We start from the raw sequence: 25,822 nt of genomic DNA, 5'->3' as shown, positions 1-25,822 counted from the left end.
GGCCGAAACGAAAGCGGCAAGCGCCGGAAAAGGGAAGTCGTCAAATAGGCGAACGCGCCGCGCAACGGCCGGCGTTCGCGGTGCACACCAATGCCCGCGCCGCACTGCGGCATCACGCATCGGATGCGGCAGTTGGGCCTAGCGCTTGCGCTCGGGCCCGCAGACCACGCCGCTCTCGACCATCGCGTCGATTTCCGACCTTGAGTAGCCGAACTCGCCCAGCACCTCCTGGGAGTGCTGGCTGAACTTCGGCGGCAGCCGGCGCAGGCTCGGCTTACTGCGATCGAGCCGGATCGGCGAAGCCACGCCCTTGTACCAGTCCTTCTCGATGACATCGCCGCGGGCGACAGTGTGCGGATTGGTCAGCGCCTGGTCGATCTTCTGCACGGGGCCTGCGGGCAGGCCCGCGGCGAGCAGGCGATTGCATAGCGGCTCGGCCTCGTGCTGGCTGAACACCGCGGCGAGCTCGGCGCGCAGCGCCTCGCGATTGGCGATGCGGTCCTTGTTGCGGGCAAAGCGCGGGTCGGTGCCGAGCTCGGGCTTGCCGATCTCCTTGGCGAGCTTGCGGAAGGTGCCGTCATTGCCGACGCCGATGAAGATGTTGTCGGTCTTGGTCGGGAAGATCGCGTACGGCACGAGGTTCGGGTGCTCGTTGCCGGTGAGGCCAGGCGGGCTGCCATGCATGAAATAATTCGCGGTGTGCGGATGCATGATGGCAAGGCCGGTCTCGTACAGCGTCGTCTCGAGGAACTGGCCCTTGCCGGAGCGTTGCCGCTCGGACAGCGCCATCAGGATGCCGATCGCGGCGTAAAGGCCTGTGGTGATGTCGACCAAGGGCACGCCGATCCGCATCGGGCCGCTCTCGGGCGATCCGGTCGCCGCGATCATTCCGGTCATGGCCTGGATGATGGCGTCATAGCCGGGATTGCCGCCGCGCGGGCCGTCGGCGCCGAAGCCGCAGATCCGGCAATGCACGAGGCGCGGAAATTTCTGGGCGAGCACATCGTTGCCGATGCCCCATTTCTCCAGCGTGCCCGGCTTGAAATTCTCGATCAGGACGTCGGCCGTCTCCAGCATCTTCATCAGCACGAGGCGGCCGCCTTCGGAGGCGAGGTCGAGACCGATCGAGCGCTTGTTTCTGTTGATGCCGATGAAATAGGCCGCGTCGTCGTCGTGGAAGGGAGGACCCCAGTCGCGCACCTCGTCGCCCGCGGGCGGCTCGACCTTGATCACGTCGGCGCCGTGGTCGGCGAGGATCTGGGTGCAATAGGGGCCACCAAGCACGCGCGTGAGATCGATGACGCGAAGTCCGCTCATTGCGCCTGTGTCAGTCATGCCTTGCTTCCCTGTGTCGATATTGATCACAGGCCTAGCGAGGTTCGAACGCGCCAGCAATGGCCTGTCGCGTGGGGGCGTATGCGTCGCCGCGCAATCCCGCAGCGTGGGAAATCTCGCGGAAGCGGCCGGCCCGAGAGGGATCCCGGGCCAGCCATTTCACCGTCCGGATCAGACGACCGTCAAGCGAACGTCGACATTGCCGCGCGTCGCGTTGGAGTACGGGCACACTTGGTGCGCCTTCTCGACCAGCGCTTCGGCGTCCGCGCGGGACAGGCCCGGCAGCGAGACGGCGAGATCAATGTCGAGGCCGAAGCCGCCGGCCGAGCGCGGGCCGATGCCGACGGTCGAGGTCACGGAGGCGTCGGCGGGAACCTTCGGGCCGCCCTGCGAGGCCACGAACTTCATGGCGCCGATGAAGCAGGCGGCATAGCCGGCCGCAAACAGCTGCTCGGGATTGTTGCCGGCGCCGCCGCCGCCGCCGAGCTCCTTCGGCGTGGTCAGCTTGACGTCGAGCGCGCCGTCGAGGGTCGCAGCATGGCCGTCACGGCCGCCGGTGGCTTTCGCGCTGGTCTTGTAAAGGACGTTCACGGACATTTTCGTCTCCCTGAGGGGCTTCGGTTGGGGTACGGTCTGTATTGCAAACAATTAGATTGCGTGCAATTGAAATCCGCAAGCCTCACATTTAATTGTTCGCAATTGAATGTAGGCCCGCCCGGTCCCACAATGCGGGCCAGTCTCAAGAGATTCTCCATGGCCCGCAAATCAGCGACCCTCGATCCGCAACGCCTCGACAACCAGATCTGCTTCGCGGTCTATTCGGCCGCGCACGCCTTCAACCGCGTCTACAAGCCGCTGCTGGACCGGCTCGGCCTGACCTATCCGCAATATCTTGTCATGCTGGTGCTGTGGGAGCGCGACGACGTGCCGGTGAAGGACATCGGCGAAAAGCTGTTTCTGGATTCAGGCACGCTGACGCCGCTCCTGAAGCGGCTCGAGGCCGCGCACCTCGTCAAGCGCACGCGCTCGAGCGAGGACGAGCGTCAGGTGCTGATCGCCCTGACCCCGCAGGGGCATGCGCTGAAGGAGAAAGCGCGCAGCGTGCCGCAATCGATCCTCGCGGCGTCGGATTGCACGGTGTCGGAGCTGATCGCGATGAAAGACGAGATTGTCGCGCTGAGGGATCGGTTGAATGCGGTGATTGGGGAGTAGGCCCCGAACGCGCACGGTCAGAAATGCTTCTTGGCGAACGCGCGACCAGAACCAGATTTCAGATATCGCTCGAATGCGGCAGCCCGTGCGGCGTCGTCGAAAGCGAAATACGTGCGAATTCGCCAAGGGCCATATTTTGACGTGTGCGGCACCTCGCCGGCATTGTGTTTTGCCAGGCGCGCCCGCAGATCGTCGGTGATGCCGACATAGAAGTGCTCGGAATCGAGACTTTCGAGGATATAGACGTATTTCAATCTGCTTCCTCTCCAGAGGTAGGATAGCAGATCTGAGACACGTTTAGGATGTTGTTAGCGATAGGGCAGACAGCATGGATATCAGCCCCAGTCCGCCGTCGCCCTCCGGGCTATGGCGGGACAGCCTTCGCTCACTTCGCTACGAGGGACTTCCTCAGGCTTGCCCAGCCGAAGCTCGCGAAGCGAGCGAAGGCTGGTGGAGCCAGGCGGGATCGAACCGCCGACCTCTTGCATGCCATGCAAGCGCTCTCCCAGCTGAGCTATGGCCCCTTAACCCTTGGGATGATCCTGGGGGATCACTCCCGACCGGCGAGCCTTCCGACTCGCGCGGTGCACCCTTTTTCACAGATCAGGACTGATCTCAAGTCTCTTCGTCGCCTCCGACATCACCAATGATGTCGGTCACGTCCTCATCACCCTCTTCTTCGTCGGCAATGAAGGTCGAATCATCGTCATCGTCGTCGTCGAGGGTCTCGTCGACCTCGATATCGTCCTCGGATTCGGGCACGACGGCCTTGACCTTGCCGGTGTTCTCCTCGGCATCGGCCTCCTCGAGCGAGACCAACTCTTCGTTCTCGGCCGGCTCCGGCGCGGTGTCCGCAGCTGCAGCGTGGCGTGCCTCGGCCCCGCGGGTGCCGCGGGTGGGCGCCACAGGCGCGATCGGCACAACCTCGCCGGTATAGGGCGAGATCACCGGATTCTTGTTGAGGTCATAGAACTTCTTGCCCGTGGTCGGGCAAATACGTTTGGTTCCGAGTTCGGACTTGGCCACGGCAGAGGAATCCTGGGATGTCTGAAAAGCGGTGTTTCACTTGGCTAGTTGGCGGCCCGCTGTCAATAGCGCATTACGGGAGAAAGACATGCTCGTGACGGCGGGGAGGCCATGTGGTAGGTGCCCGCCAGCCTCCGAGGCGCATCCAAGGACACAATCTTGACCCATTCCGACAAGCCGACACCCCTGAAGTCGAGCCCAGGCGGTCCCCTGACCGGAAAAGTACGGGTACCCGGGGACAAGTCGATCTCCCACCGTGCCCTCATCCTGGGCGCGCTGGCCGTCGGAGAGACCCGCATTACGGGCCTGCTCGAGGGCGAGGACGTCCTCAACACCGCCAAGTCCATGCAGGCCCTCGGCGCGAAGGTCGAGCGCACCGGCGATTTCGCCTGGAAAGTGAATGGCGTGGGTGTCGGCGGCTTTGCCCAGCCCAGGGCGATGCTGGATTTCGGCAACTCCGGCACCGGTTGCCGGCTGGTCATGGGCGCCGTTGCCGGCTGCCCGATCTCGGCTGACTTCGACGGCGATGCCTCGCTGCGCAGCCGCCCGATGCGCCGGATCCTCGATCCGCTCGAAAAGATGGGCGCCAAAATCGTCTCTGGCGGCGAGGGCGGCCGCCTGCCCCTGACCATTCAGGGTGCGCGCGATCCGCTGCCGATCACCTACAAGACCCCGGTCGCCTCCGCTCAGATCAAGTCGGCGGTGCTGCTGGCCGGCCTCGCCGCGCCGGGCGCCACCACCGTGATCGAGAGCGAGGCCAGCCGCGACCACACCGAGCTGATGCTGAAGCATTTCGGCGCCGACATCACCTCGGTCGCCGAGGGAGCTCATGGCCGCCGCATCACGCTGGTCGGCCAGCCCGAGCTGCATGGCGCGACCGTCATCGTGCCCGCCGATCCATCGTCTGCAGCTTTTCCTGTCGTCGCGGCACTGATCGTCGAAGGCTCCGACATCGTTCTGTCCGACGTGATGACCAATCCGCTGCGCACCGGCCTGTTCACGACGCTGCGTGAAATGGGCGCGTCGATCGAGGAAAGCGAAATGCGCGGTGATGCCGGCGAGCCGATGGCACGCCTGCGCGTACGCGCCTCAAAGCTGCGCGGCGTCGAGGTGCCGCCGGAGCGCGCGCCCTCGATGATCGACGAATATCTGGTGCTGGCCGTGGCGGCGTCGTTTGCCGAAGGCACCACCATCATGCGGGGCCTGCAGGAGCTGCGCGTCAAGGAATCCGACCGGCTCGAGGCCACCGCCGCGATGCTCCGCGTCAACGGCGTCAAGGTCGAGGTCTCCGGCGACGACCTGATCGTCGAGGGTCGCGGCCATGTGCCCGGCGGCGGGACTGTCGCCACCCATATGGATCACCGCATCGCGATGTCTGCGCTGGTGATGGGCTGCGCCTCCGACCAGCCGGTGATCGTCGACGACACCGCCTTCATCGCCACCAGTTTCCCTGACTTCATACCGATGATGCGTTCCCTTGGGGCCGAGTTTTCATGATTATCGCCATCGATGGTCCCGCGGCCTCGGGCAAAGGCACGCTCGGCAAGCGCCTCGCCCATCACTATGGTTATCGTCACCTCGATACCGGCGTGATCTACCGCGCGGTGGCCTATGCCCTGATGCAGTCCGGCACCGATCTCCACGACGAGGCCGCGGCGGTGCAGGCCGCCTTGGAACTCGATCCCGAAAAGTTCGGCAATCCCGCCCTGAAGACCCAGGAGGCCGGTGAGGGCGCCTCGATCGTCTCGGCGATCCCCAAAGTCCGTGAGGTCCTGGTCAATTTCCAGCGGCAATTCGCCGCCGACCCGCCCGGGGCCGTGCTGGACGGAAGGGATATTGGAACCGTGATCTGCCCCCATGCCGACGTGAAAATCTTCGTCGTGGCCGACCCCAGGGTCCGCGCTCGCCGGCGCACCATGGAGGCCAGGGCGCGGGGCGAGGAAGCGGACGAGGCGGCCGTGCTCGCCGACATCATCCGCCGCGACGAACGGGACAAGAACCGGCCGATTGCGCCTTTGAAACCGGCCCCGGATGCTTACTTGCTAGATAACTCCCAACTGGATATAGAAGGCGGCGTCCGGGCCGCCATCGACATTATCGAGGCCGTCCGAGCGGGCCGGTCGCGGGGTTAAGCCGCAGCCGTCATTGGAGGAAGTGCCCGCTCCCGCTCTTTGAGGTCGATACTCTCGGTCCCTGTTTGGGGATCGACGCGATCCAGGCTCCGGACACAACGATTTCCACGTATCGAACGCGCGGGCCTCTGCCGGCCCGCTTCCGCTGTTTCGGTTTCAGGCCGGAGCAGCGAGCGGTCGCTCGAAGGTCTTGCGGGCCTTCCGACACTGCGCGCGCGATACGCCCATGAACCCAACGGCCGGCAAGACATCCGCAACTGGAGAACAAATGGCTTCGACTTCCGCTGATACCTATAGCCCGTCGCGTGACGATTTCGCCGCGATGCTCGACGAGTCCTTCGCGGGTGGCAACCTGCAGGAGAGCTCCGTCGTCAAGGGCAAGGTGGTTGCAATTGAAAAGGACATGGCCGTCATCGACGTCGGCCTGAAGACCGAAGGCCGCGTTGCGCTGCGCGAATTTTCCGGCCCCGGCCGTGACAGCGAAATCAAGGTTGGCGACGAGGTGGAAGTGTTCCTCGATCGCATCGAGAACGCCCTCGGCGAGGCCGTGCTGTCGCGCGACAAGGCGCGCCGCGAAGAGAGCTGGGGCAAGCTGGAGAAGGCGTTCCAGAACAACGAGAAGGTCACGGGCGTCATCTTCAACCAGGTCAAGGGCGGCTTCACCGTCGACCTCGACGGTGCCGTTGCCTTCCTGCCGCGTTCGCAGGTCGACATCCGCCCGATCCGCGACGTTGCGCCGCTGATGAACAATGCGCAGCCGTTCCAGATCCTCAAGATGGACCGCCGTCGCGGCAACATCGTCGTCTCCCGCCGCACGGTGCTCGAAGAGACCCGCGCCGAGCAGCGTCAGGAGCTGGTGCAGAACCTCGAAGAGGGCCAGGTCATCGACGGCGTGGTCAAGAACATCACCGATTACGGTGCGTTCGTTGATCTCGGCGGCATCGACGGCCTGCTGCACGTCACCGACATCGCGTGGCGCCGCGTCAACCACCCGACCGAGGTGCTCTCGATCGGCCAGACCGTGAAGGTCAAGATCATCAAGATCAACCACGAGACGCACCGCATCTCGCTGGGCATGAAGCAGCTGCTGGACGATCCGTGGCAGGGCATCGAAGCCAAGTACCCGCTGGGTGCCCGCTTCACCGGCCGCGTCACCAACATCACCGACTACGGTGCGTTCGTCGAGCTCGAGCCGGGCATCGAAGGCCTGATCCACGTCTCCGAGATGTCGTGGACCAAGAAGAACATGCACCCCGGCAAGATCGTGTCGACCTCGCAGGAAGTCGACGTGCAGGTGCTGGAAGTTGATTCCGTCAAGCGCCGCATCTCGCTCGGCCTCAAGCAGACCATGCGCAACCCGTGGGAGGTCTTCGTCGAAGGTCACCCGACCGGTTCGGTGGTCGAGGGCGAGGTCAAGAACAAGACCGAGTTCGGTCTGTTCCTGGGCCTCGAGGGCGACGTCGACGGCATGGTCCACCTCTCCGACCTCGACTGGAAGCTTCCGGGCGAGCAGGTGATCGACAACTACAAGAAGGGCGACATGGTGAAGGCCGTGGTGCTCGATGTGGACGTCGAGAAGGAGCGCATCTCGCTCGGCATCAAGCAGCTCGAAGGCGACCCCTTCGCCGAGCCGGGCGATGTCAAGAAGGGCGCGGTCGTGACCTGCGAAGTGCTCGAAGTGAAGGAGAGCGGTATCGAGGTGAAGATCGCCGGGACCGACTTCTCGACCTTCATCAAGCGCTCGGAGCTCGCGCGTGACCGCAACGACCAGCGCGCCGAACGCTTCGCGGTCGGCGAGAAGGTCGATGCCCGCGTGATCCAGTTCGACAAGAAGGCCCGCAAGGTCCAGGTGTCGATCAAGGCGCTCGAGGTCGCCGAAGAGAAGGAAGCCATCGCGCAGTACGGCTCCTCGGATTCGGGTGCGACGCTCGGCGACATCCTGGGCACCGCGCTCAAGAACCGCGACAGCAAGTAAGCGAAACGCAAGTTTTCGCTGACATCGAAGCCCCGGCTCTGGCCGGGGCTTTTTTGTCGCTATCGTCGTCCCGGCGAAGGCCGGGACCCATACCGCGGAATCTATCGATCGCGATCTGTCGGAGTACCGAACCAAGAATCTTCGTCAAACCACGCCCTGTGGTTATGGGTCCCGGCCTTCGCCGGGACGACAGCGAATGTTCGATGAAGTTCTCGGCTCGCACCAAGAGGCCTTGTTTTCTTCAAATTGCGCCGCAATTGATGTATCCAGGCGAGCTGAGGGTCACAATGTGACCGCACAACGCCAGCGGCCTTTCATTTGGAGATATCCCGATGTCGCTCGATTCGGACATCATCGTCGATCGCCGCAGGATCCGCCGCAAGCTGACGTTCTGGCGCGTGATGGCCGCGCTGATCGCGATCGCCGCGATCGCGGGCTTTGCGCTGATCGCAACGCCCGGCGCGCGCGGCAGCTTCGTCTCCGCCGGCTCCATCGCGCGTGTGCAGATCGAGGGCCTGATCCGCAGCGATGCCGAGCGCACGCGGGCGCTGGAGCGGCTGGAGAATTCGCAGGCCGCCGCCGTGATCGTTCATGTCAACTCGCCCGGCGGCACCACTGCCGGCTCCGAGCAGCTCTATGATTCCTTGATGCGCCTGAAGGCGAAGAAGCCGCTGGTCGTGGTGGTCGAGGGCCTTGCGGCATCCGGCGGCTACATCACCGCCATCGCCAGCGACCACATCATCGCCCAGCAGAGCTCGCTGGTCGGCTCGATCGGCGTGCTGTTCCAGTTCCCCAACGTCGCCGAGCTCCTGAAGACCATCGGCGTCAAGGTCGAGGAGGTAAAATCCACGCCGCTCAAGGCCGCGCCCAACGGCTTTGAGCCGACCAGCCCGGAAGCGCGCGCCGCACTGGATGCGCTGGTGAAGGATTCCTACGCCTGGTTCAAGGATCTGGTGAAGCAGCGCCGTGGCATGGATGACACGCAGCTCGAAAAAGTCGTCGATGGCCGTGTCTTCACCGGCCGCCAGGCGATCGATCTCAAGCTGATTGATCAGCTCGGCGACGAGAAGACCGCGGTCACCTGGCTGGAGGAACAGAAAGGCGTCAAGAAGGGTCTTTCCGTGCGCGATTACAAGCTCGAGCCGCGCTTTGGTGACCTGACCCTCTTCAAGACGGCGGCCTCGGTGACCCTGGAAGCGCTTGGATTCAGCGCGATTGCGCATCAAATCGAGCAAACTGGCCTCGTGCAGGCGGTTGATCGTGCCGGGCTGGATGGAATGCTGGCGCTGTGGCAGCCGGCCGCGTCGAATTGAGCTGAAACTGACGGAACCGCGCGAGCTCCAGACCCTTTTCCCGTCTGGCGGGTGGCTTAGCAGCCCGCTTTTTCGGCAAATGTCACGCACTTTCACGACGCCTACCCTTCATTTAGCGTCTTGACAGATCAAGGCATTTTCACGGAAATGGTCATCCGCACGCTTCCGGGTCCTATCTCTCGATGATCAAATCCGAACTTGTTCAGCGTATCGCCGAGCACAACCCGCATCTGTACCAGCGGGATGTCGAGAACATTGTGAATGCGATTCTCGAAGAGATCGTAGCGGCACTCGCGCGCGGTGACCGCGTCGAGCTGCGCGGCTTCGGCGCTTTCTCGGTCAAGCATCGCCCCGCCCGCGCCGGCCGCAATCCGCGCACCGGCGCCCATGTCCCCGTCGATCAGAAGAGCGTTCCGTTCTTCAAGACCGGCAAGGAAATGCGCGAGCGGCTTAACCGCGACCATCCGGATCCGGGCGCGCCCGATTAGGTCTGTCGTCCGGGTTTGGCCGAACCGCCGTTTGCTGCGGCGGCAGGTGATTCAAGGCGAGCGACACGCGATGCGAAAGTTTCTGACCTGGCTGTTCGTGACTCCGCTGGTCCTGGTCCTGGTGACCTTTGCGGCCGCCAACCGGCATGAGGTCACCGTCTCCTTCGATCCCTTCATGGCGAAGGATCCGGCGCTGTCGCGCGACATTCCGTTGTTCCTGCTGCTGGTCCTGACGGCTGCCTTGGGCGTCGTGGTCGGCGGCTGCGCCGTCTGGCTCGGCCAGCGGCACTGGCGCCGCGCCGCACGCCGGCATGAGGCGGATGCCCGGGCCGCGCGGGGCGAATTGGCCGGGCTGCGGGCTCAGGCGGCCGCAGCCAAGCCCGAGGCCCAGCGCCTCCCGGTGCCCTCAGGAGTGGGCCTTTACGGGCCTATCGGGCGAGACAAGCAGCGCGCGACGTTGTAGAAGCGGCCCGAACTGAAAAGCCCGTTTCCCGGCCGCCGCTTGCGGCCTCCATCTGCTTTGAGACCATGTCCCTGCTCGTCAAGATCTGCGGCCTGTCCACGCGCGAGACGCTTCAAACGGCGCTCGACGCGGGCGCCGACATGGTGGGGTTTGTGTTCTTTCCGCCCTCGCCGCGGCACGTCTCGCTGGAGACGGGACGCGATCTCGGCCGGCAGGTGAAAAAGCGCGCGCTGAAAGTGGCGCTCACGGTCGATGCCGACGATGCCACGCTCGACAACATCATGGACGCGCTGTCGCCTGACATCTTCCAGCTCCACGGCCAGGAGAGCGTGGCGCGCTTGCGTGACATCAAGCAGAGGTTCGGCCGCCCGGTCATGAAGGCGGTGCCGGTCGCGGCCGCGGCCGATCTCGCGGTGCTGCCAGGTTACGCCGCAGTCGCCGACCGCATCCTGTTCGACGCCCGTGCGCCGAAGGATGCGACCCGCCCCGGTGGCCTGGGGGAGCCCTTCGACTGGCACCTGCTCGAAAATCTCGATCTCAAGCTGCCCTATATGGTCTCGGGCGGGCTTCACGCCGGCAATGTTGTCGAAGCCCTGCGCGTCACCGGCGCCGGCGGCGTCGACGTGTCCTCCGGCGTCGAGAGCGCTCCAGGCGTGAAAGATCCTGAAATGATCAAGGCCTTCATTCGCGCCGCGCGCGCCACTCAAGAGTTGAGCGTTCGATGACCATCGCCAAACCAAATTCCTATCGCAGCGGGCCCGACGAGCGCGGCCATTTCGGCATTTTCGGCGGACGCTTCGTCGCCGAAACCCTGATGCCGCTGATCCTCGATCTGGAGAAGGCCTACACCGCAGCCAAGGCCGATCCGGCCTTCCAGGCCGAGATGAACGGCTATCTCAAGAACTATGTCGGCCGGCCCTCGCCGTTGTATTTCGCCGAGCGTCTCACCGAACATCTCGGCGGCGCCAAGATCTATCTGAAGCGCGAGGAGCTCAACCACACCGGCTCGCACAAGGTGAACAACGTGCTAGGCCAGATCATGCTGGCGCGGCGCATGGGCAAGAAGCGCATCATCGCCGAGACCGGTGCCGGCCAGCACGGTGTCGCCACCGCGACGCTGTGCGCGCGCTTTGGCCTCGAATGCGTGGTCTATATGGGCGCCGTCGACGTCGAACGGCAGCAGCCCAACGTGATCCGCATGGAGATGCTGGGCGCAAAGGTGTTCCCGGTGCAGTCGGGCACGCGCACGCTGAAGGACGCCATGAACGAGGCCCTGCGCGATTGGGTCACCAACGTGCACAACACGTTCTATTGCATCGGCACGGTGGCGGGCCCGCATCCCTATCCGACGCTGGTGCGCGACTTCCAGTCGATCATCGGTGTCGAGACCAAGGCGCAGATGCAGGAGGTCGAGGGACGCCTGCCGGATTCGCTGGTCGCCTGCATCGGCGGCGGCTCCAATGCGATGGGCCTGTTCCATCCGTTCCTCGACGATCCCAGCGTCGAGATCTTCGGCGTCGAAGCCGCAGGCCACGGCCTCACGCAGCTGCATGCGGCCTCGATCGCGGGCGGCCGCCCTGGCGTGCTCCATGGCAACCGCACTTATCTCTTGATGGATGCCGACGGCCAGATCCAGGACGCGCATTCGATCTCGGCCGGCCTCGACTATCCTGGCATCGGCCCCGAGCATTCCTGGCTGCACGAGGTCGGCCGCGTCAATTATCTCTCCGCGACCGATGACGAAGCGCTTGCCGCGTTCCAGCTGCTCTCCAAGCTCGAAGGCATCATTCCCGCGCTCGAGCCCGCCCACGCCATCGCCAAGGTGATGGAGCTCGCGCCGAAGCGGCCGAAAGACCACCTGATGGTCGTCAATCTCTCCGGCCGCGGCGACAAGGACGTCCCGCAGGTCGGCGACATCCTGAAGGGCAAGAGCAAGTGAAGCGAGTGTCGCACTCGCCTCACCTCTCCCCGTCGGGGAGAGGTCGGCTGCGTAGCAGCCGGGTGAGGGGTCTCTCCGCTCACTCGAACCTTAGTGATGTCCGGATCAGCTCGAGCACGCCTTCGAGATTTTCGTACACATCGGTGTTCGAGACGCGCAGGACGAAGAAGCCGCAGGCTTCGAGCACCTTGGTTCTGGCATCATCACGCTCGATCTCGGCCGGGCTGGAATGGGTGACGCCATCAACTTCAACGATGAGCTTTCCGTCCAGCGTGACGAAGTCGACGACGTATCGATCAACAGGATGCTGGCGGCGAAACTTCCAGCGGGCGAGCTGCCGGTTGCGCAGCGCCTGCCAAAGCCTTGCTTCGGCGCTCGTCTGCGACTCGCGGAGCCTTCGTGCTCTCGACTTGAACCTCTCCATCCCCCTCACCCGGCTGCTTCGCAGCCGACCTCTCCCCGGAGGGGAGAGGTATAGCACAGCGGCCGCCGAATCATGACCACGCGTATCGACACCCGTTTTGCCGAGCTGAAGAGCCAAGGCCGCTCGGCCTTTGTCACCTATGTGATGGCCGGCGATCCCGACCCCACGACGTCGCTCGAGATCGTCAAGGCGCTGCCCAAGGCCGGCGCCGAAATCATCGAGCTCGGCATTCCCTTCACCGATCCGATGGCGGATGGTCCCTCGATCCAGGCGGCAGGTCTGCGCGCGCTCAAGGTCGGCATGACCTTGAAGAAGACGCTGGAGCTGGTCCGCGACTTCCGCAAGGGCGACAATGTCACGCCGCTGGTGCTGATGGGCTATTACAATCCTATCTACATTTACGGCGTCGACAGGTTCTTGGCCGATGCCAAGGCGTCAGGCGTCGACGGCCTCATCATCGTCGATCTGCCGCCGGAGGAAGACGACGAGCTCTGCATTCCCGCGCTGAAGGCGGGCCTGAACTTCATTCGCCTGGCGACCCCGACCACCGACGACAAGCGCCTGCCCGCGGTGCTCGCGAACACGTCAGGCTTTGTCTATTACGTCTCGATCGCCGGCATCACCGGTGCAGCGGCGGCGGATGCGAATGTCGTCGGAGACGCCGTCGCGCGCATCAAGCGGCATACCGGCTTGCCGATCTGCGTCGGCTTTGGCATCCGGACGCCGGAGGCCGCGCGCGCCATCGCCGAGAAGGCCGATGGTTCGGTGGTCGGCACCGCCTTGGTCGATGCGCTCAGGAACAGCCTCGATGCGGAAGGCCGGGCGACCGCCAAAACCGTTAACGCCGTGGCCGAGCTGACGGCGGCCCTGGCCCAGGGCGTCAAGGGCGCCAACAAGCGGCCGAATAGGCCATAATTCCGCTTTTGCGGTGGATGACACGGCGGCTTGCCGGGCAACGGCCCGGCCGCCATATATCCTTTCAGGCGATTCCCAGCGGAATCGCACATCGGAGCAAACCATGAACTGGCTTACCAATGTGGTCCGGCCGAAGATCCGCAACATGCTGCGGCGGGAGACGCCGGAGAATTTGTGGATCAAGTGCCCGGATTCCGGACAGCTCGTGTTCTACAAGGACGTCGAGGCCAACCAGTTCGTCATCCCCGGCTCGAACTACCACATGCGCATGGGCGCGGCGGCGCGGCTGAAGTCGATCTTCGACAACGAGACCTGGTTCGACGTCGCCCTGCCCGAGGTGACGGCCGATCCGCTCAAGTTCCGCGACGAGAAGAAGTATGTCGACCGCATCAAGGATGCGCGTGCGCGCACCAATCTGAACGATGCGATCAAGGTCGGCTACGGCAAGCTCGAAGGCGCCGGCGTCGTCGTCGCCGTGCAGGATTTCGATTTCATGGGCGGCTCGCTCGGCATGGCCGCGGGCGAAGCCATCGTCCGCGGGCTCGAGCTTGCGGTCGAGAAGAAGTCGCCCTTCATCGTCTTCGCCGCATCCGGCGGCGCGCGCATGCAGGAAGGCATCTTGTCGCTGATGCAGATGCCGCGCACCACCGTCGCGGTGCAGATGCTGCGCGAAGCCAAGCTGCCTTACATCGTGGTCCTGACCAATCCGACCACCGGCGGCGTCACTGCGTCCTACGCGATGCTCGGCGACGTCCAGATCGCCGAGCCCGGTGCGCTGATCGGCTTTGCCGGCGCGCGCGTGATCGAGCAGACCATTCGCGAAAAGCTGCCGGAAGGTTTCCAGCGCGCCGAATATCTGAAAGAGCACGGCATGGTCGACATGGTCGTGCATCGCCATGAGCTGCGTCCAACCCTGGCGCGGCTGTGCCGCCTGCTGACCAAGGCGCCCGCGCAGGAGAACGTGTCCAAGCCGACGCAGCCCGTCGCTAGCCCGGCGCAGATCGTATCGGCTGCTGAGACGGCGCCGGCTGCGCCCCACGCGTGAACGCGTCCCCTGACAGCGCAAAGGCGTCGCTCGATGCATTAATCGGGCGGCTGTCGGCCCTGCATCAGAAGCGCATCGATCTCGGGCTCGAGCGGATGCACCGTCTGCTCGAGCGGCTCGATCATCCCGAACGCAAGCTGCCGCCGGTGATCCATGTCGCCGGCACCAACGGCAAAGGCTCGACGGTGGCCTACCTGCGCGCGACGCTGGAGGCAGCCAGCCTGCGCGTCCACGCCTACACCTCGCCCTATCTCGTCCGCATCAACGAATGTTTCCGCCTTGGCCGCCTCGGCGGTGGCGTGCTCGTCACCGACGACGAATTGCTTGCTGCGCTGGAACAGGTCGAGCGCGTCAATGCCGGCGAGCCCGCGACACTCTTCGAGCTGAAGACCGCGGCGGCATTCCTGCTGTTCGCGCAAAATCCTGCCGATGCGGTGCTGCTCGAAGTCGGCCTGGGCGGCCGGCTCGATTCGACCAACGTGGTCGATACGCCCGCTGCCTGCGTGATCACGCCTGTCAGCATGGACCACATGGATTTCCTAGGGTCGACCCTGGCGTCGATCGCCGCCGAGAAGGCCGCCATCATCAAGCGCGGCGTGCCGGTGATTTGCGCCGAGCAGACGGGCGAGGCGATGGCTGTGATCGAGGCGCAGGCCAGGCAGATGCGCGCGCCGCTGTTTGCCGCGAACGAAAGCTGGCACGTCAATGTCGAGCATGGGCGCCTGGTCTATTCCGACGAGCGCGGCCTGATGGATCTCGCCGCGCCGCGCTTGTTCGGCCGTCATCAGTTTGACAATGCCGGCCTTGCCATCGCGACGCTGCGCGCGATTCCGACCTTCAAGGTCAACCATGCGGCATTCGAGGCCGGCATCGTCGGTGCCGAGTGGCCGGCGCGGATGCAGCGGCTCACCTCGGGCGAGTTGCTCGCTCTCGGGCCGCAAGGCAGCGAGATCTGGCTCGACGGCGGCCACAATGCCGACGGCGGCCGCGTCGCCGCCGCCGCGCTCGGAGATCTCGAAGAACGCGTGTCGCGGCCGCTCGTCGTCATCGCGGGCATGATGGCGAACAAGGACGCGAAGGCGTTTCTGGCCAATTTCGCCGGGCTCACCCGTCACATCATCGCGGTGCCGATCCCTGATACGGAAAATGCGATGCCGGTCGACCATCTCGCGGACGCCGTCCGCAGCCTCGGCATGCGCGTCGAGATCGCCACCGGCGTTGAGGCCGCCCTGCGTTCCCTGGCGAAGCTCGCCTACGAGGTGCCGCCGCGTATCCTGATCACGGGCTCGCTCTATCTCGCCGGCCACGTGCTCGGCCTCAACGGCACGCCTCCTGCATGAGAGCCACGTAGCCCGGATGGAGCGAAGCGCAATCCGGGACATTTCGCCAAGCAGTTAGAGTCCCGGATTGCGCTGCGCTTCATCCGGGCTACGGTGACCCACAATGCGTTTTGCCGCGATTGCCGACATCCACGGAAACTATCTCGCGCTGGAGGCGGTGCTCTCCGACATTCGCGCGCTTGGAATCACCGACATCGTCAATCTCGGGGACATGCTGAGCGGCCCGCTCGATGCTGTCAGGACCATCGAGATCCTGGTGGCGATCGATGCCGTGCATGTGCTCGGCAATCATGACCGCTATCTGCTCGACCGGCCGCCGGAGAAGATGGGCTCGTGGGATCGCCCTGTGCATGCGCAGCTCAATGCCGCCCAGCTCGACTGGCTGCGCGCGCAACCGATGACGCGCGTGTTTCGGGATCAGGTTTTCCTCTGCCACGCAACGCCCGAGAATGATGAAATCTATTGGCTCGACACCGTGCACCCCAATGGCACCGTCGCGCTGTCGCCGCTCGATCGCATCGAGCAGTTCGCGCAAGGCATCACGCAATCGCTCATCCTCTGCGCCCACACCCATCTCGCCCGCGCCGTGCGGCTTCGCGATACCAGGCTGATCGTCAATCCCGGCAGCGTCGGCAGCCCCGGCTATCGCGACGTACATCCGTTCCCGCATGTCGTCGAAGCCGGCACCCCGCACGCGCGCTATGCAATTCTCGAACTCATTGATGGTGCCTGGCAGGTGACGTTCCGCCAGATCGCTTACGACCATGAAGCGATGGCCGCGCTCGCCCGCCGCAACAATCAGCCCGAGCTGGCGAATGCACTGGCGACGGGGTGGATCAAATAGACGCTACGATCAACCTCACTTCAGCAGCTTCATCGGATCGGCCGCCTTCTGCTTCAACTGCTCGAAGGTACACTGCCGGGGCGCCTTGTCGGGGCGCCAGCGCAGGATCGAGGTGCCGTGGCGAAAGCGCTCGCCGCTGAAATGGTCGTAGCAGATCTCGATCACCAGCTTCGGCTTGAGCGGGCACCATTTGGCCGAGCGCTCGCTCGACCACCGGCTTGGCCCGCCAGGTGCGTTGCCGGTGAAGCCGGGCTCGCCGATCAGCGCTTCCAGCCGGTCGGTCAGAGCAGGCTTCTCATCAGCCTTGATCGCTGACGTGAAGCCGACATGGTGCAGCAGGCCCTTGTCGTCGTAGAGCCCGAGCAGCAGCGAGCCCACGACCTTGCGGCCCGCGATCTTGTTGGTCGCATAGCGGAAGCCTCCGACCACGCAATCGACGCTACGAAACTTCTTGATCTTCTGCATGCCCTCGCGATTTCCGGCCTGGTAGGGCAGGTCGATGCGCTTGGCGATCACGCCATCCGAACCGCCGCCGGATTGCGCTAGCCATTTTTTTGCCGTCGCGTAGCTCATCGTGAAAGGAGAGAGGCGGAAGAAACCGCCTTTCAGGTTGGCCCTTGCAAACGCCTCCAGCGCCGGCCGGCGCTCGGTGAGCGGCGCATCGGCAAGCTCCCTCCTGTTCGCCGTCGCCAGCAGGTCGAACACGAGATACAGCGCCGGTGTTTCCTCCGACAGTTTCTTCACCCGGCTTGCGGCAGGATGAATCCGCTGCAGCAGCGCGTCGAAGGAAAAACCTTTGCCCTGCGGCACGACGATCTCGCCATCGAGCGCGAACCGATCCGCCTTCAGCTTCAGCGCGGCGGCGACGATCTCGGGAAAATAGCGCGCGAGGTCCTCGCCGGATTTCGAGCGCAGATCAACGTTGCTGCCGTCGCGCGACAGCAGGCAGCGGAAGCCATCCCATTTCGGCTCGTACTGCCACTCCCCGCCGCGCGGGATGGCATCGACCGAACGCGCCTCCATGGCGGCCAGCCGGGCGGGCTTTCGGCGGGTTGCGCGGCGAGGAGAGGGCACGGCGAAACGCTCTTTGATTCAGGACATGCGCTTCAACGCCGGGCCCGTAAATTTGCTCCTGCCAGGCGCCTTGACAAGATGATATGCGCGCTTATTATAAGCGCGCATATTAAAAGAGAGGCCGCATCGTGAGCAACGAAAACACCTGGCAGACGGAATACGCCATCGAGACCACGGCCTCTCCGGAGGCGATCTGGAGCATCTTTCGCGATGTCGCCGCCTGGAAGAACTGGAACGCGGGCATCGAGCAGATCGCCATCGACGGGCCGTTTGCATCGGGCACCTGGTTCACCATGAAGCCGCCCGGCGAGGAGGCGCTCCGCTCGCAACTGGTCGATGTGCGCGAGACTGTCTGCTTTGTCGATGAAACGCGGGTCGGCGACCTCGCCATCCTTGTCGCCCATCGCATCGAATCGCTTGGACCCGGACGGACGCGCATCGTTTACGCGGTCGACGCCCGCGGGCCGCAGGCTTCCGAAATCGGCCCGGCTGTTTCCGCCGATTTCCCGGAGGTGCTGGCGAGCCTTGCCAAGCTGGCCGAAGGGACACGATGACCAAGCCGCCGCTTCCGACCCGCCTGTCCGGCCCCGCCGAAAGCCCGGGCTTCCTGCTCTGGAAGATCTCGAACGCCTGGCAACGCCGGTTGCGGGCGGCGCTTCAGCCCTACGGGCTCACGCATTCCCAATTCGTGCTGCTGGCGACGGCAACCTGGTTCGGCGCCGAGGAAACGCTGACCCAGGCGCGGCTTTCTCAGCTCTGTGGCGTCGATCCGATGACCACGTCTCAAGTGTTGCGCGCGCTGGAAGCAGCCGGGTTGATCGAGCGGATCGATCATCCTCAGGACCCGCGCGCCAAGGCGATCACCGTCACCAGAGCGGGGCGTGATCTCGCGCGGAAAGCCGTCGTGGCCGTCGAGGACGCCGACGCCGCGTTCTTCAAGCCGCTCGCGTCCGACACCAAGCGGCTGGTTGCGATGTTTCAGGCGCTCGTCGAAGGCAATGAGCGCGTTGATGAGTAGCCCGGATGGAGCCATCGGACGGCGCGTTGCGCCGATCCGGTGGCTCCATCCGGGCTACAGGCTACGAGCAAAACAAAACGGCCGGCGTTTCGCCGGCCGTTGTAGAATTCGCTCGTGCTCGCGACGTGGATCAGACCGCGGAGGTGATCCACTGCTGCAGCTTCGCCTTCGGCGCGGCGCCAACCTGGCGCGACGCCATCTCGCCGCCCTTGAAGATCATCAGGGTCGGGATCGACATCACGCCATATTTCGACGCGGTCTTCGGGCTCTCGTCGACATTGAGCTTCACGATCTTGACCTTGTCGCCCATCGCGCCGGCGATCTCGTCGAGGGCGGGGGCGATCATGCGGCACGGGCCGCACCACTCGGCCCAGAAATCGACGACGACGGGGCCGTTCGCCTTGAGCACTTCGGCTTCGAAATCGGTGTCAGAAACCTTGCCAACGGCCATTGGAGTACCTCACTCGGTTGAAAGAGAATCGGCGCGACCTGGAATCGCGCCGGAGATCATGGTCCCAACCTATGAACGGCCCCTTGCCGGGTCAAGGACGCTCACGCCGAGATGAAGGGATGCCAGCGCCGCGTCCAGCGCGGGGGCTGAAATCTCCATATATTCAAGGGCCTCGGTCCAGAGCAGCACGGCGCGGACGGGCTTCTGGGGATAAAGCCTGGAAAGCACCGCCCGGTAGAGCGCGAGCTGCCTGACATAGGCGGCGGGCGCCTCGGCCGCGCTGCTGGGCGCCGTCTGGTTGGTCTTGAAATCGACGATCAAAACCTCTGATGGCGTCACCACCAGGCGGTCGATCTGCCCCGATACCAGCGCCGGCGGCCGGCCCGGCCGATCGAGCTTGCCGACGATGGCGACCTCCGCCCGGCTGCCGGCGGCAAAGACCGGCGCAAAGCGCGGCTCGGCGATCAAGGCGAGCACCTTGCCGGCCAGCGCGACGCGATCGGCCTCGGTCCAATCAGCGGCGTTGCGCGCCATGAAAGCGAGCGCGGCCTCGCGCCGGCGCTCGGTGGCGATATCGGGCAGGGATTGCAGCAGCCGGTGCACCAGCGTGCCGCGCTGCAATGCCAGAGCGCGCGATTGCACGGATTCGCCTGATCGCACGCGGCGGCCTTCCTCGGCCTGCTGGCCGGAGGGGCGCAATGGATCGTCCTCGATCATCTCGCGCGGCGCCGGCGTCCGCAGCCAGTCCGGCAGCGTGATCGTCTGATCGACTGAGTTCGCCGGCGTGCCCAGCGGCGCCACATCCTCTGGGCGGGCGAAGCGGGTCACCTTGCCGAGCGGCGTCTCGATCGTCTGCTTGTCCAGGCCCGAGCCTGACAGACCGGTGTCGATCAGATCGTACCAGCTCAGCTTGCGGACGGTCCTCATGTTGCCGGGCATGCAGCCGCCAACAATCAGGCGGTCGGCCGCGCGCGTCATCGCGACATAGAGCAGGCGGCGATATTCGTCCTCGGTCTCCTCCAGCATCGCCTTGCGCGCCTCGGCGACAGGTCTTGGATCGTCCGCCTTGCGCCCAGCCCAGACCAAGACCTCGCCGCCATTGCCGCGCGGCACGTTGATGAGCCGCACCCGCTGCGAGTCCGCAGGTGACGACGTGGTGTCGACCATGAACACGACCGAGGCCTCGAGGCCCTTGGCGCCGTGCACCGTCATCACCCGGACTTCGTCGCGGGTGATCTCCATGTCGCGCTTCACTTCGGTGTCGGCCGAGCGCAGCCAGGCCATAAAACCCTGCAGCGAGGCAGGGGCCTTGCGCTCGTAATTCAGCGCCAGCTCCAGAAACTCGTCGAGCGCGTCATTGGCTTCGTGACCGAGCCGGCGCAGGATCCGCGCGCGGCCGCCGTCGCCGCCGAGCAGCCAGGCATAGAAGGCAAACGGCGTTTCCTCGCGGGCCCGGATCTCGCAGGCTTCCAGGCGCCGCAACACGGTCGCAAATTTCCCGTTTCCAGCCGCATGCTCGCCGAGGGCGCGGCGCAGCGATCCCTTGCGGTCATGGGCGAGCTGAAACAGATCGTCGTCATCGAGACCGAACAGCGGGCTCTTGAGCGCCACCGCCAGCGCAAGGTCGTCCTGCGGCAGCAGCAGCGCGTCCGCAAGGTTCATCAGATCGATGATGGCGATGTGCTCGGTCAGCTTGAGCCGGTCGGCGCCGGCGACGGGGACGCCGGCGTGCTTCAGCGCCTGGATCACCGCGTCGAACGCATTGCCGCGCCGGCGCACCAGGATCAGCATGTCGCCATAGCGCAGCGGACGCCGCTCGCCTTCATGGCCCGTCAGCGTGCCGCTCTCGACCAGCCGCTTGATCTCGGCCTGGATGCGCCGGGCGAGCTTGACCTCGGGACTGGTCACCGCGACGCCATCGAACGGCGCGCGCCATCCCTCGATCTCCTGCCGGTCATCGGCTTCGGCGAGATCCCAGAGCTCGATCACGCTCGGGCCGGCATCGGCGAGCGCATTGTGCAGGGGATGGCCGATCTCGACCGAATGGATGCTCTTGTAGATCTGGGGATCGCGGAAGACGTGGTCGACCGAATGCAGGATAGCGGCGCCCGAGCGGAACGAATAGGTGAAAGCCACGGGATCGAATTTCAGCCCGGCCGCGGTGAATTTGCGGTGCAGCTCGCGCCGGCGCGCGTCGAACTCGTGCGGGGCTGCGCCCTGGAACGAGAAGATCGACTGCTTCTCGTCGCCGACGGCGAAGACCGTGCGGTTCAACCCCTCGCGCGCGCCTTCGCCGGCCGTGAATTCCGAGATGATGTGCGCGACGATGTCCCATTGCCGCGGGCTGGTATCCTGCGCCTCGTCGATCAGCACATGGTCGACGCCGCGGTCGAGCTTGTAATGCACCCAGCCCGAGGAGATGCGGTCGAGCATCGCCAGCGTCTTGTCGATGAGGTCGTCATAGTCGAGCAGGCCACGTTCCTGCTTCTCGCGGCGGTAGTTCGCGGCGGCTGCGGTTGCGATATGCAGCAGAGCCGCGGTGCGGTCGCGCATGGTGATCGCGCGGCGCTTCTCGATCAATCCGTTCAGGCGGACTGCTTCATTCTCGAACAGCCGCGCGACGGATGGATTGTGCTCGCCAAACTTCTTGGTCAGGACCGCCTTGCGCGGGAGTTTTTCGTCGGTGAGGAAGACACAGAGATAGGCGTCGACCTGCGCCGCGCCTGAAAACGCCTTGGCCTCGCGGAGCCGGCTTGCCTGGTCGTTGTCCGATTTGCTGCCGTCCTCCAGCGCAAACGCAATGTCGTCCCAACGGGAGCGCGGCAGGTATGGTCCGTCGAGAATCTCATTCTCGACATCCTCGATGCGATCGCTCGCATCCACGCCCAATACGGCCGTCATCTGCGCAGCGGCGGCTTCAGCGTTGCCGGCCCCATCGGTCCAGGCCATGAAATGGTCGCGGCTCAGGCACGCCTCGCGGACGACCTCTTTGAAGGTGACGTCGGCGGCGCTCGCCATCGCGGTCAGCAGCGCGCGGCCGGTGACGCTGTCAGGATCGCGCGCGGCCTCCAGGAGCACCTTCAGATTGGCGCGCTCCATCATGTCGTTCTGGTCGCGGTCATCCATCACGGCGAATCGCGCCGGCACGTTGGCCTCGAACGGAAATTGCTGGAGCAGGCGAGTGCAGAGCGCGTGGATGGTCTGCACCTTCAATCCGCCCGGCGTCTCCAGCGCGCAGGCAAACAGCTTTCGTGCCTCGCGCCGCAGCTTTGCGCCGGGATGCGGGATGCCGATGGCGCGGATCGCAGCGTCGAGCCCGGCATCGTCGAGCGTCACCCAATGTCCCAGCGTGGTGAACACGCGCTCGGCCATATTGGCGGCGGCGGCCTTGGTGAAGGTGATGCAGAGGATCTTTTCCGGCGGCACGCCCGACAGCAAAAGGCGGATCACGCGCTGCACCAGCACATGTGTCTTGCCCGAGCCGGCATTGGCCGACACGAAAGCCGACGCGGTCGGGTCGGACGCGCGTTGCTGCCGCGCGCGTACCTCGTCGGGAATGGGACGGGGGGCCTTCACCATTCCTCGATCCCCAGGCCGCCGGCCGCGGACCATTCCTTGATCCGGGCGAGATCGTCATAGGCGCCGTAGCGGTTGGTCCACATCGGCAGGTTCAGCGAGGTGTAAGGCTGGCTCTCGTCGTCGAAGGCGCGGATCAGCGCTTCCAGCTTGGCGCGCGCTTCCGCGGCCGCGGTGTCCGGCGGCTGTGGCTCGTCGCCCGGCTTGTATTTGAGCTCGAGGATGCGCTCCTCGCCCGGCGGGTTGTTGCCGCTGAGGCGGACATAGACGAGCTGGCTCACCGATGCGCCGGCGTCGATGTCGGGGAAACCGCCCTCGCGCAGGATGGCGGCTTCCAGGGTCAGCTGTGGCGACAGGCCCATGCGGACCTGCTTGCCGGTCGGTGGCTGACCGGTCTTGTAATCGAGGATGGCGTAGCCACCGCCCCGGCGCCGCTCGATGCGGTCGGCGCGGGCGGAGAGAATGAAGCTGCGCTGATGATCGAGCCGGATCGAGATCTCGCCGCGGGTTTCCGCGGTGAGCGTCTCGATCGCATCGCGCCGCGCCGTCTCCCATTCGCCGAACCATTGCGCGATGCGCTGGAAGCGCGGCCACCACAGCGCGCGCGCCTCGGGCCGCTCCATCAGCGGGGCGAAATGCTTCTCACCGATCGCGCGCAACACGCGGGCGGGATCGTCGGGCAGATGCCTGGCGTAAGTCTCGGTGAACTCGCCGATTGCATCGTGAATGGCCGAGCCGCGATCAGCTGCCGACAGCGGCATGTCGACGGGATCGAGCGTGTCGAGCTTCAGGATGTATTTGGCGTAGATCGTGTAGGGATCGCGCAGCCAGTCCTCGATCGCGGTGACCGACATCTTCAGCGGCCGCGTCGCGCGCGGCGGCCGCGGCTCGGGCTGCTTGACCGGCCTGACCTCGGCGGGCTGGTCCAGCGCGCCCGCGAACTGCACGTATTTTTCGCCGGCGCGAACCGCCGCCTTCCAGAGCTCGTCGCCCGCGACCGCCTCCAGCCGGTGCAGGAAGCGCGAGGCGACCGCCGGCGCGCCGCCGGCTTTGGCGGAATGGGTGAGGATTACCTCGTCGCCGCCGAGCAGCTGCGCGAAGTCATGCGCGGAGAGGCCGATACGCCGCTCCGGCAGATCGAGACCGAGCTCGTGCCGCATCGGCCGGCTCAGCCAGGGATCGATCCGCGGCGCCGGCGGCCAGACGCCTTCGATCAAGCCGCCGATGATGATGCGGTCGGCCTGCATCAGGCGCGATTCCAGCGGGCCGTAGATCTGCAGGCGCGCGCCGGGCTTGTCGCGCCGTCGCACCGCGCGATCGCTGAACGCGGTCTGGAACACATCGGCATAATCAGGCAGCGTCACCATCAATCCGCTGGTGGTGCCGCCGCGCAGGAGATCGTCGAATGCACTGGCGAGCGCAAGGCCCTCGCGCTCCTCGAACGCGAGCGGAACGCCTTGCTCGTCGCGCGACAGCTCGATCAGGATCTCGCGATGGCGATGCGCCAGCTCGGCGAAGTCGAACGGCTTTGATGATGCGAGGCTATCGATCGGCGCCAACGCTTGTCGGAGCGTGTCGATCAGCGCCTGGATGCGATCGAGATCTTCCGCCTTGAGACGCGCGCGCGGCTCGGAGGCGTGCAGCGCGGAGACGTCATGGCGCCAGAGCTTTGCCAGCTCGTCGCGAAAGCGGTTGAACTCGCGCAGCAGGCCACCCGTGCCCGCCGGCGGGCGCGTGCCGCGCAAAACTGCAAGCTCCAGCCCCTCGATCGCCGCCTTCCAAGCGCCGGTTGCGCGGCCGAGCCGGCACAGCGGGTGTTTCAGCATCGCCAGCAGCGTCGACGGCTCCAATCCCCTCGTCGCGGCCTCCGCCACAAGGCGCGCGAAGACGCCGGCTGCGGTCTCCATCAGCACGTCGCCGCCGGAATCATCGAAGGCGAGATCCCAACGCGTCAGCGCCGCCATCACCCGCCGCGCCAGCGCGCGATCCGGCGTCACCAGTGCCGCCGATTTGCCGAGATGCCGCGCCTCGCGCATCGCAATCGCAATGGCAAGCGCTTCCATCTCCGGATTGGGCGCCGCGACGACGGCGAGGTTCTTCATGCCGCCAGCGATCTTCGCGGCGACGTCAGGCTGCTTCAGCCGATCATGCCAGACCTCCGTCTTGGCAGATGGCCGCATCGATTCCGATGCGAGCAAGTCACGGCCGCTTTTCGCCGGCGGCTGCAGGATCTCGACATCGCTGCGCTTGATGCCGAAGCGCTGGAGCAGCGCATGCATCGCATATTGCGGATGGTTCGAGGTGGGAGTCTCGGTGATGCCCAGCAGGTCCCTGCTGCCGCCGATGCTGCGCCAGGCTTCCTCATCGAGATCGGTGTCGAGCCCCGGCAGCACGACGGCGCCATGGGGCAGCGAAGCGACCGCATGGAGGAATTTCGCGGTGGCCGGCATCGAGCCGGTCGAGCCTGCTGCGATCACGGGACCACGGGGATGCGCGGTCAGCCGCTTGGCTTCGGCCGCGATCAAGAGATCGCGCCGCGCGGCGGGCTCGATGCGGTTGATCTCGGCGAGATGTTGCGGCCAGGCGATGCGTGCGATGCGCAGGAAATCGAGCGAATGCTGCCAGTAGCGATCGAGCATGTCAGGCACGAGCCCGTCGAGCGTACTCCAGTCGACGCCGCGCGTCACCATGTCGTCGATCAGCCGCGCGAGGTCGCCGGCCAGCGCCAGCGTCGAGGCTGGGCCGCCGACCACCAGCGGTGCCAGCACCGGGCCCCTGGCCCAGGCGGCGACCAGCTGCGCCAGGGTCAGCCGCCGCTCGAGCTCGCCGAGCCGCGGCGGAATCTCGAGCGGCGTCGTGCCGGAAAACTGTTCGGCTTCGTCAGCGAAAGCGAGCTCGTCCTCGTCGATGTCGCCGAGCGCGACGATCCGCGGCAGCACCACGGCGTCGGCCTTCATCTCGTCGAGAAAGATCTCGCGGACCACGCGCATGGCGCGCCGCGTCGGCAGGTAGAGCGTGGCGTCCGCCAGCCGCGCCGGTTCCTGGCGCGCCTCGAATCCCTCGACCAGCCGGCCGTCGAGCAGGGCAGAGACGATGGTGCGCAGGAACGGAACTGAGAGGGGAACGCTGAAAACGCGCATGAGCTGCCTGATTCGAACGATCAGGCAATATAGAGAGGCGGACTCGAATGGTCATGGGTGGGGGCGAAATCGTCCCCGCTGTTCGTGCACCAGGAACAGGTCTCGTAGGGTG

General features: G+C 65.3%; 24 protein-coding genes and 1 tRNA gene. 15 read left to right on the top strand and 10 right to left on the bottom strand.

All coding sequences use genetic code 11. The features are described 5' to 3' along the window. Positions 1-138: 138 nt before the first annotated feature. Entirely contained in the window at positions 139-1,335 is a 1,197-nt protein-coding gene (locus XH98_RS24825; protein WP_271620206.1) for a CaiB/BaiF CoA transferase family protein, read from the bottom strand. A 171-nt stretch (positions 1,336-1,506) separates the two neighbouring features. Then, positions 1,507-1,932 (bottom strand): organic hydroperoxide resistance protein, encoded by a 426-nt coding sequence (locus XH98_RS24820; RefSeq protein WP_194478699.1) that lies wholly within the window; start codon positions 1,930-1,932, stop codon positions 1,507-1,509. Positions 1,933-2,088: 156 nt separating this feature from the next. Here XH98_RS24820 and XH98_RS24815 point away from each other — a divergent pair, with 156 nt between their 5' ends. Further along, a complete protein-coding gene (locus XH98_RS24815) occupies positions 2,089-2,547 on the top strand; it encodes a MarR family winged helix-turn-helix transcriptional regulator (RefSeq protein ID WP_271600297.1) in 459 nt (152 codons plus the stop codon). 17 nt (positions 2,548-2,564) lie between these two features. Here XH98_RS24815 and XH98_RS24810 read toward each other — a convergent pair whose 3' ends face one another. From XH98_RS24810 to XH98_RS24800, 3 genes are all read right to left on the bottom strand, one after another. Beyond that, positions 2,565-2,801 (bottom strand): GIY-YIG nuclease family protein, encoded by a 237-nt coding sequence (locus XH98_RS24810; protein WP_271620205.1) that lies wholly within the window; start codon positions 2,799-2,801, stop codon positions 2,565-2,567. Positions 2,802-2,995: 194 nt separating this feature from the next. Next, positions 2,996-3,071: transfer RNA gene (locus XH98_RS24805), tRNA-Ala, on the bottom strand. A gap of 91 nt (positions 3,072-3,162) precedes the next feature. Beyond that, complete coding sequence (locus tag XH98_RS24800) at positions 3,163-3,573, bottom strand: TIGR02300 family protein (RefSeq protein WP_271600298.1); 411 nt, start codon at positions 3,571-3,573, stop codon at positions 3,163-3,165. A 159-nt stretch (positions 3,574-3,732) separates the two neighbouring features. Here XH98_RS24800 and aroA point away from each other — a divergent pair, with 159 nt between their 5' ends. The 8 genes from aroA to trpB all read left to right on the top strand — a co-directional run bounded on the left by aroA (position 3,733) and on the right by trpB (position 11,883). Beyond that, positions 3,733-5,070 (top strand): 3-phosphoshikimate 1-carboxyvinyltransferase, encoded by a 1,338-nt coding sequence (aroA, locus tag XH98_RS24795; protein WP_271620204.1) that lies wholly within the window; start codon positions 3,733-3,735, stop codon positions 5,068-5,070. Continuing rightward, a complete protein-coding gene (gene cmk, locus XH98_RS24790; protein WP_271600300.1) occupies positions 5,067-5,705 on the top strand; it encodes a (d)CMP kinase in 639 nt (212 codons plus the stop codon). Before aroA ends, cmk begins: the two co-directional genes overlap by 4 nt. A gap of 268 nt (positions 5,706-5,973) precedes the next feature. After that, on the top strand, positions 5,974-7,680 hold the full coding sequence (gene rpsA / locus XH98_RS24785; RefSeq protein WP_057752276.1) for a 30S ribosomal protein S1: 1,707 nt from the start codon (positions 5,974-5,976) through the stop codon (positions 7,678-7,680). Positions 7,681-8,012: 332 nt separating this feature from the next. Beyond that, entirely contained in the window at positions 8,013-8,993 is a 981-nt protein-coding gene (gene sppA / locus XH98_RS24780; protein ID WP_271600301.1) for a signal peptide peptidase SppA, read from the top strand. 182 nt (positions 8,994-9,175) lie between these two features. Beyond that, a complete protein-coding gene (locus XH98_RS24775) occupies positions 9,176-9,481 on the top strand; it encodes an integration host factor subunit beta (protein WP_007598410.1) in 306 nt (101 codons plus the stop codon). A gap of 70 nt (positions 9,482-9,551) precedes the next feature. Further along, positions 9,552-9,944 carry a lipopolysaccharide assembly protein LapA domain-containing protein gene (locus XH98_RS24770; RefSeq protein WP_271620203.1) on the top strand — a complete coding sequence of 131 codons (393 nt, stop codon included), beginning with the start codon at positions 9,552-9,554 and terminating at the stop codon, positions 9,942-9,944. A gap of 65 nt (positions 9,945-10,009) precedes the next feature. Next, on the top strand, positions 10,010-10,669 hold the full coding sequence (locus XH98_RS24765; protein WP_271620202.1) for a phosphoribosylanthranilate isomerase: 660 nt from the start codon (positions 10,010-10,012) through the stop codon (positions 10,667-10,669). Further along, on the top strand, positions 10,666-11,883 hold the full coding sequence (trpB, locus tag XH98_RS24760) for a tryptophan synthase subunit beta (RefSeq protein ID WP_271620201.1): 1,218 nt from the start codon (positions 10,666-10,668) through the stop codon (positions 11,881-11,883). Before XH98_RS24765 ends, trpB begins: the two co-directional genes overlap by 4 nt. Positions 11,884-11,962: 79 nt before the next feature. On the opposite strand, the gene XH98_RS24755 is transcribed toward trpB, so the two are convergent. Next, positions 11,963-12,307: an endonuclease domain-containing protein gene (locus tag XH98_RS24755; RefSeq protein WP_271600305.1), complete on the bottom strand. Its 345-nt coding sequence runs from the start codon at positions 12,305-12,307 to the stop codon at positions 11,963-11,965. A 72-nt stretch (positions 12,308-12,379) separates the two neighbouring features. Between XH98_RS24755 and trpA the strand changes: the two genes are divergently transcribed. The 4 genes from trpA (at position 12,380) to XH98_RS24735 (ending at position 16,451) form a co-directional block, all read left to right on the top strand. Further along, a complete protein-coding gene (trpA, locus tag XH98_RS24750; protein ID WP_271600306.1) occupies positions 12,380-13,222 on the top strand; it encodes a tryptophan synthase subunit alpha in 843 nt (280 codons plus the stop codon). 103 nt (positions 13,223-13,325) lie between these two features. Then, complete coding sequence (gene accD / locus XH98_RS24745) at positions 13,326-14,267, top strand: acetyl-CoA carboxylase, carboxyltransferase subunit beta (protein WP_271600307.1); 942 nt, start codon at positions 13,326-13,328, stop codon at positions 14,265-14,267. Continuing rightward, positions 14,264-15,607: a bifunctional folylpolyglutamate synthase/dihydrofolate synthase gene (locus XH98_RS24740; protein WP_271620200.1), complete on the top strand. Its 1,344-nt coding sequence runs from the start codon at positions 14,264-14,266 to the stop codon at positions 15,605-15,607. Before accD ends, XH98_RS24740 begins: the two co-directional genes overlap by 4 nt. Before the next feature lie 103 nt (positions 15,608-15,710). Continuing rightward, positions 15,711-16,451, top strand: a complete 741-nt coding sequence (locus XH98_RS24735) for a metallophosphoesterase family protein (RefSeq protein ID WP_271620199.1) — start codon at positions 15,711-15,713, stop codon at positions 16,449-16,451. Positions 16,452-16,466: 15 nt separating this feature from the next. Here the strand turns inward: XH98_RS24735 and XH98_RS24730 are convergent, their stop codons facing one another. Further along, positions 16,467-17,474, bottom strand: coding sequence for an ATP-dependent DNA ligase (locus XH98_RS24730; RefSeq protein ID WP_271620279.1), 1,008 nt, complete (start codon positions 17,472-17,474; stop codon positions 16,467-16,469). A gap of 179 nt (positions 17,475-17,653) precedes the next feature. On the opposite strand from XH98_RS24730, the gene XH98_RS24725 reads away from it, so the two are divergent. Both XH98_RS24725 and XH98_RS24720 read left to right on the top strand, forming a co-directional pair. Then, positions 17,654-18,079, top strand: a complete 426-nt coding sequence (locus XH98_RS24725; protein WP_271620198.1) for an SRPBCC family protein — start codon at positions 17,654-17,656, stop codon at positions 18,077-18,079. Next, complete coding sequence (locus XH98_RS24720; RefSeq protein WP_271600311.1) at positions 18,076-18,543, top strand: MarR family winged helix-turn-helix transcriptional regulator; 468 nt, start codon at positions 18,076-18,078, stop codon at positions 18,541-18,543. The genes XH98_RS24725 and XH98_RS24720 overlap by 4 nt, the downstream gene beginning before the upstream one ends. Before the next feature lie 130 nt (positions 18,544-18,673). Here XH98_RS24720 and trxA read toward each other — a convergent pair whose 3' ends face one another. From trxA to addB, 3 genes are all read right to left on the bottom strand, one after another. Beyond that, positions 18,674-18,994 carry a thioredoxin gene (gene trxA, locus XH98_RS24715; protein WP_007598398.1) on the bottom strand — a complete coding sequence of 107 codons (321 nt, stop codon included), beginning with the start codon at positions 18,992-18,994 and terminating at the stop codon, positions 18,674-18,676. A 69-nt stretch (positions 18,995-19,063) separates the two neighbouring features. Continuing rightward, entirely contained in the window at positions 19,064-22,573 is a 3,510-nt protein-coding gene (gene addA, locus XH98_RS24710; RefSeq protein ID WP_271620197.1) for a double-strand break repair helicase AddA, read from the bottom strand. Further along, the gene (gene addB, locus XH98_RS24705) at positions 22,567-25,710 is read right to left on the bottom strand and encodes a double-strand break repair protein AddB (protein WP_271620196.1); all 3,144 of its coding nucleotides are present in this window, start codon (positions 25,708-25,710) and stop codon (positions 22,567-22,569) included. The genes addA and addB overlap by 7 nt, the downstream gene beginning before the upstream one ends. Positions 25,711-25,822: the final 112 nt, after the last annotated feature.

It is taken from the genome of Bradyrhizobium sp. CCBAU 51745, assembly GCF_028128715.1.
Taxonomy (GTDB): domain Bacteria; phylum Pseudomonadota; class Alphaproteobacteria; order Rhizobiales; family Xanthobacteraceae; genus Bradyrhizobium; species Bradyrhizobium manausense.
The sequence above is the reverse complement of the archived record's forward strand: the minus strand, read 5'-3'. Positions and strand labels throughout refer to the sequence as shown.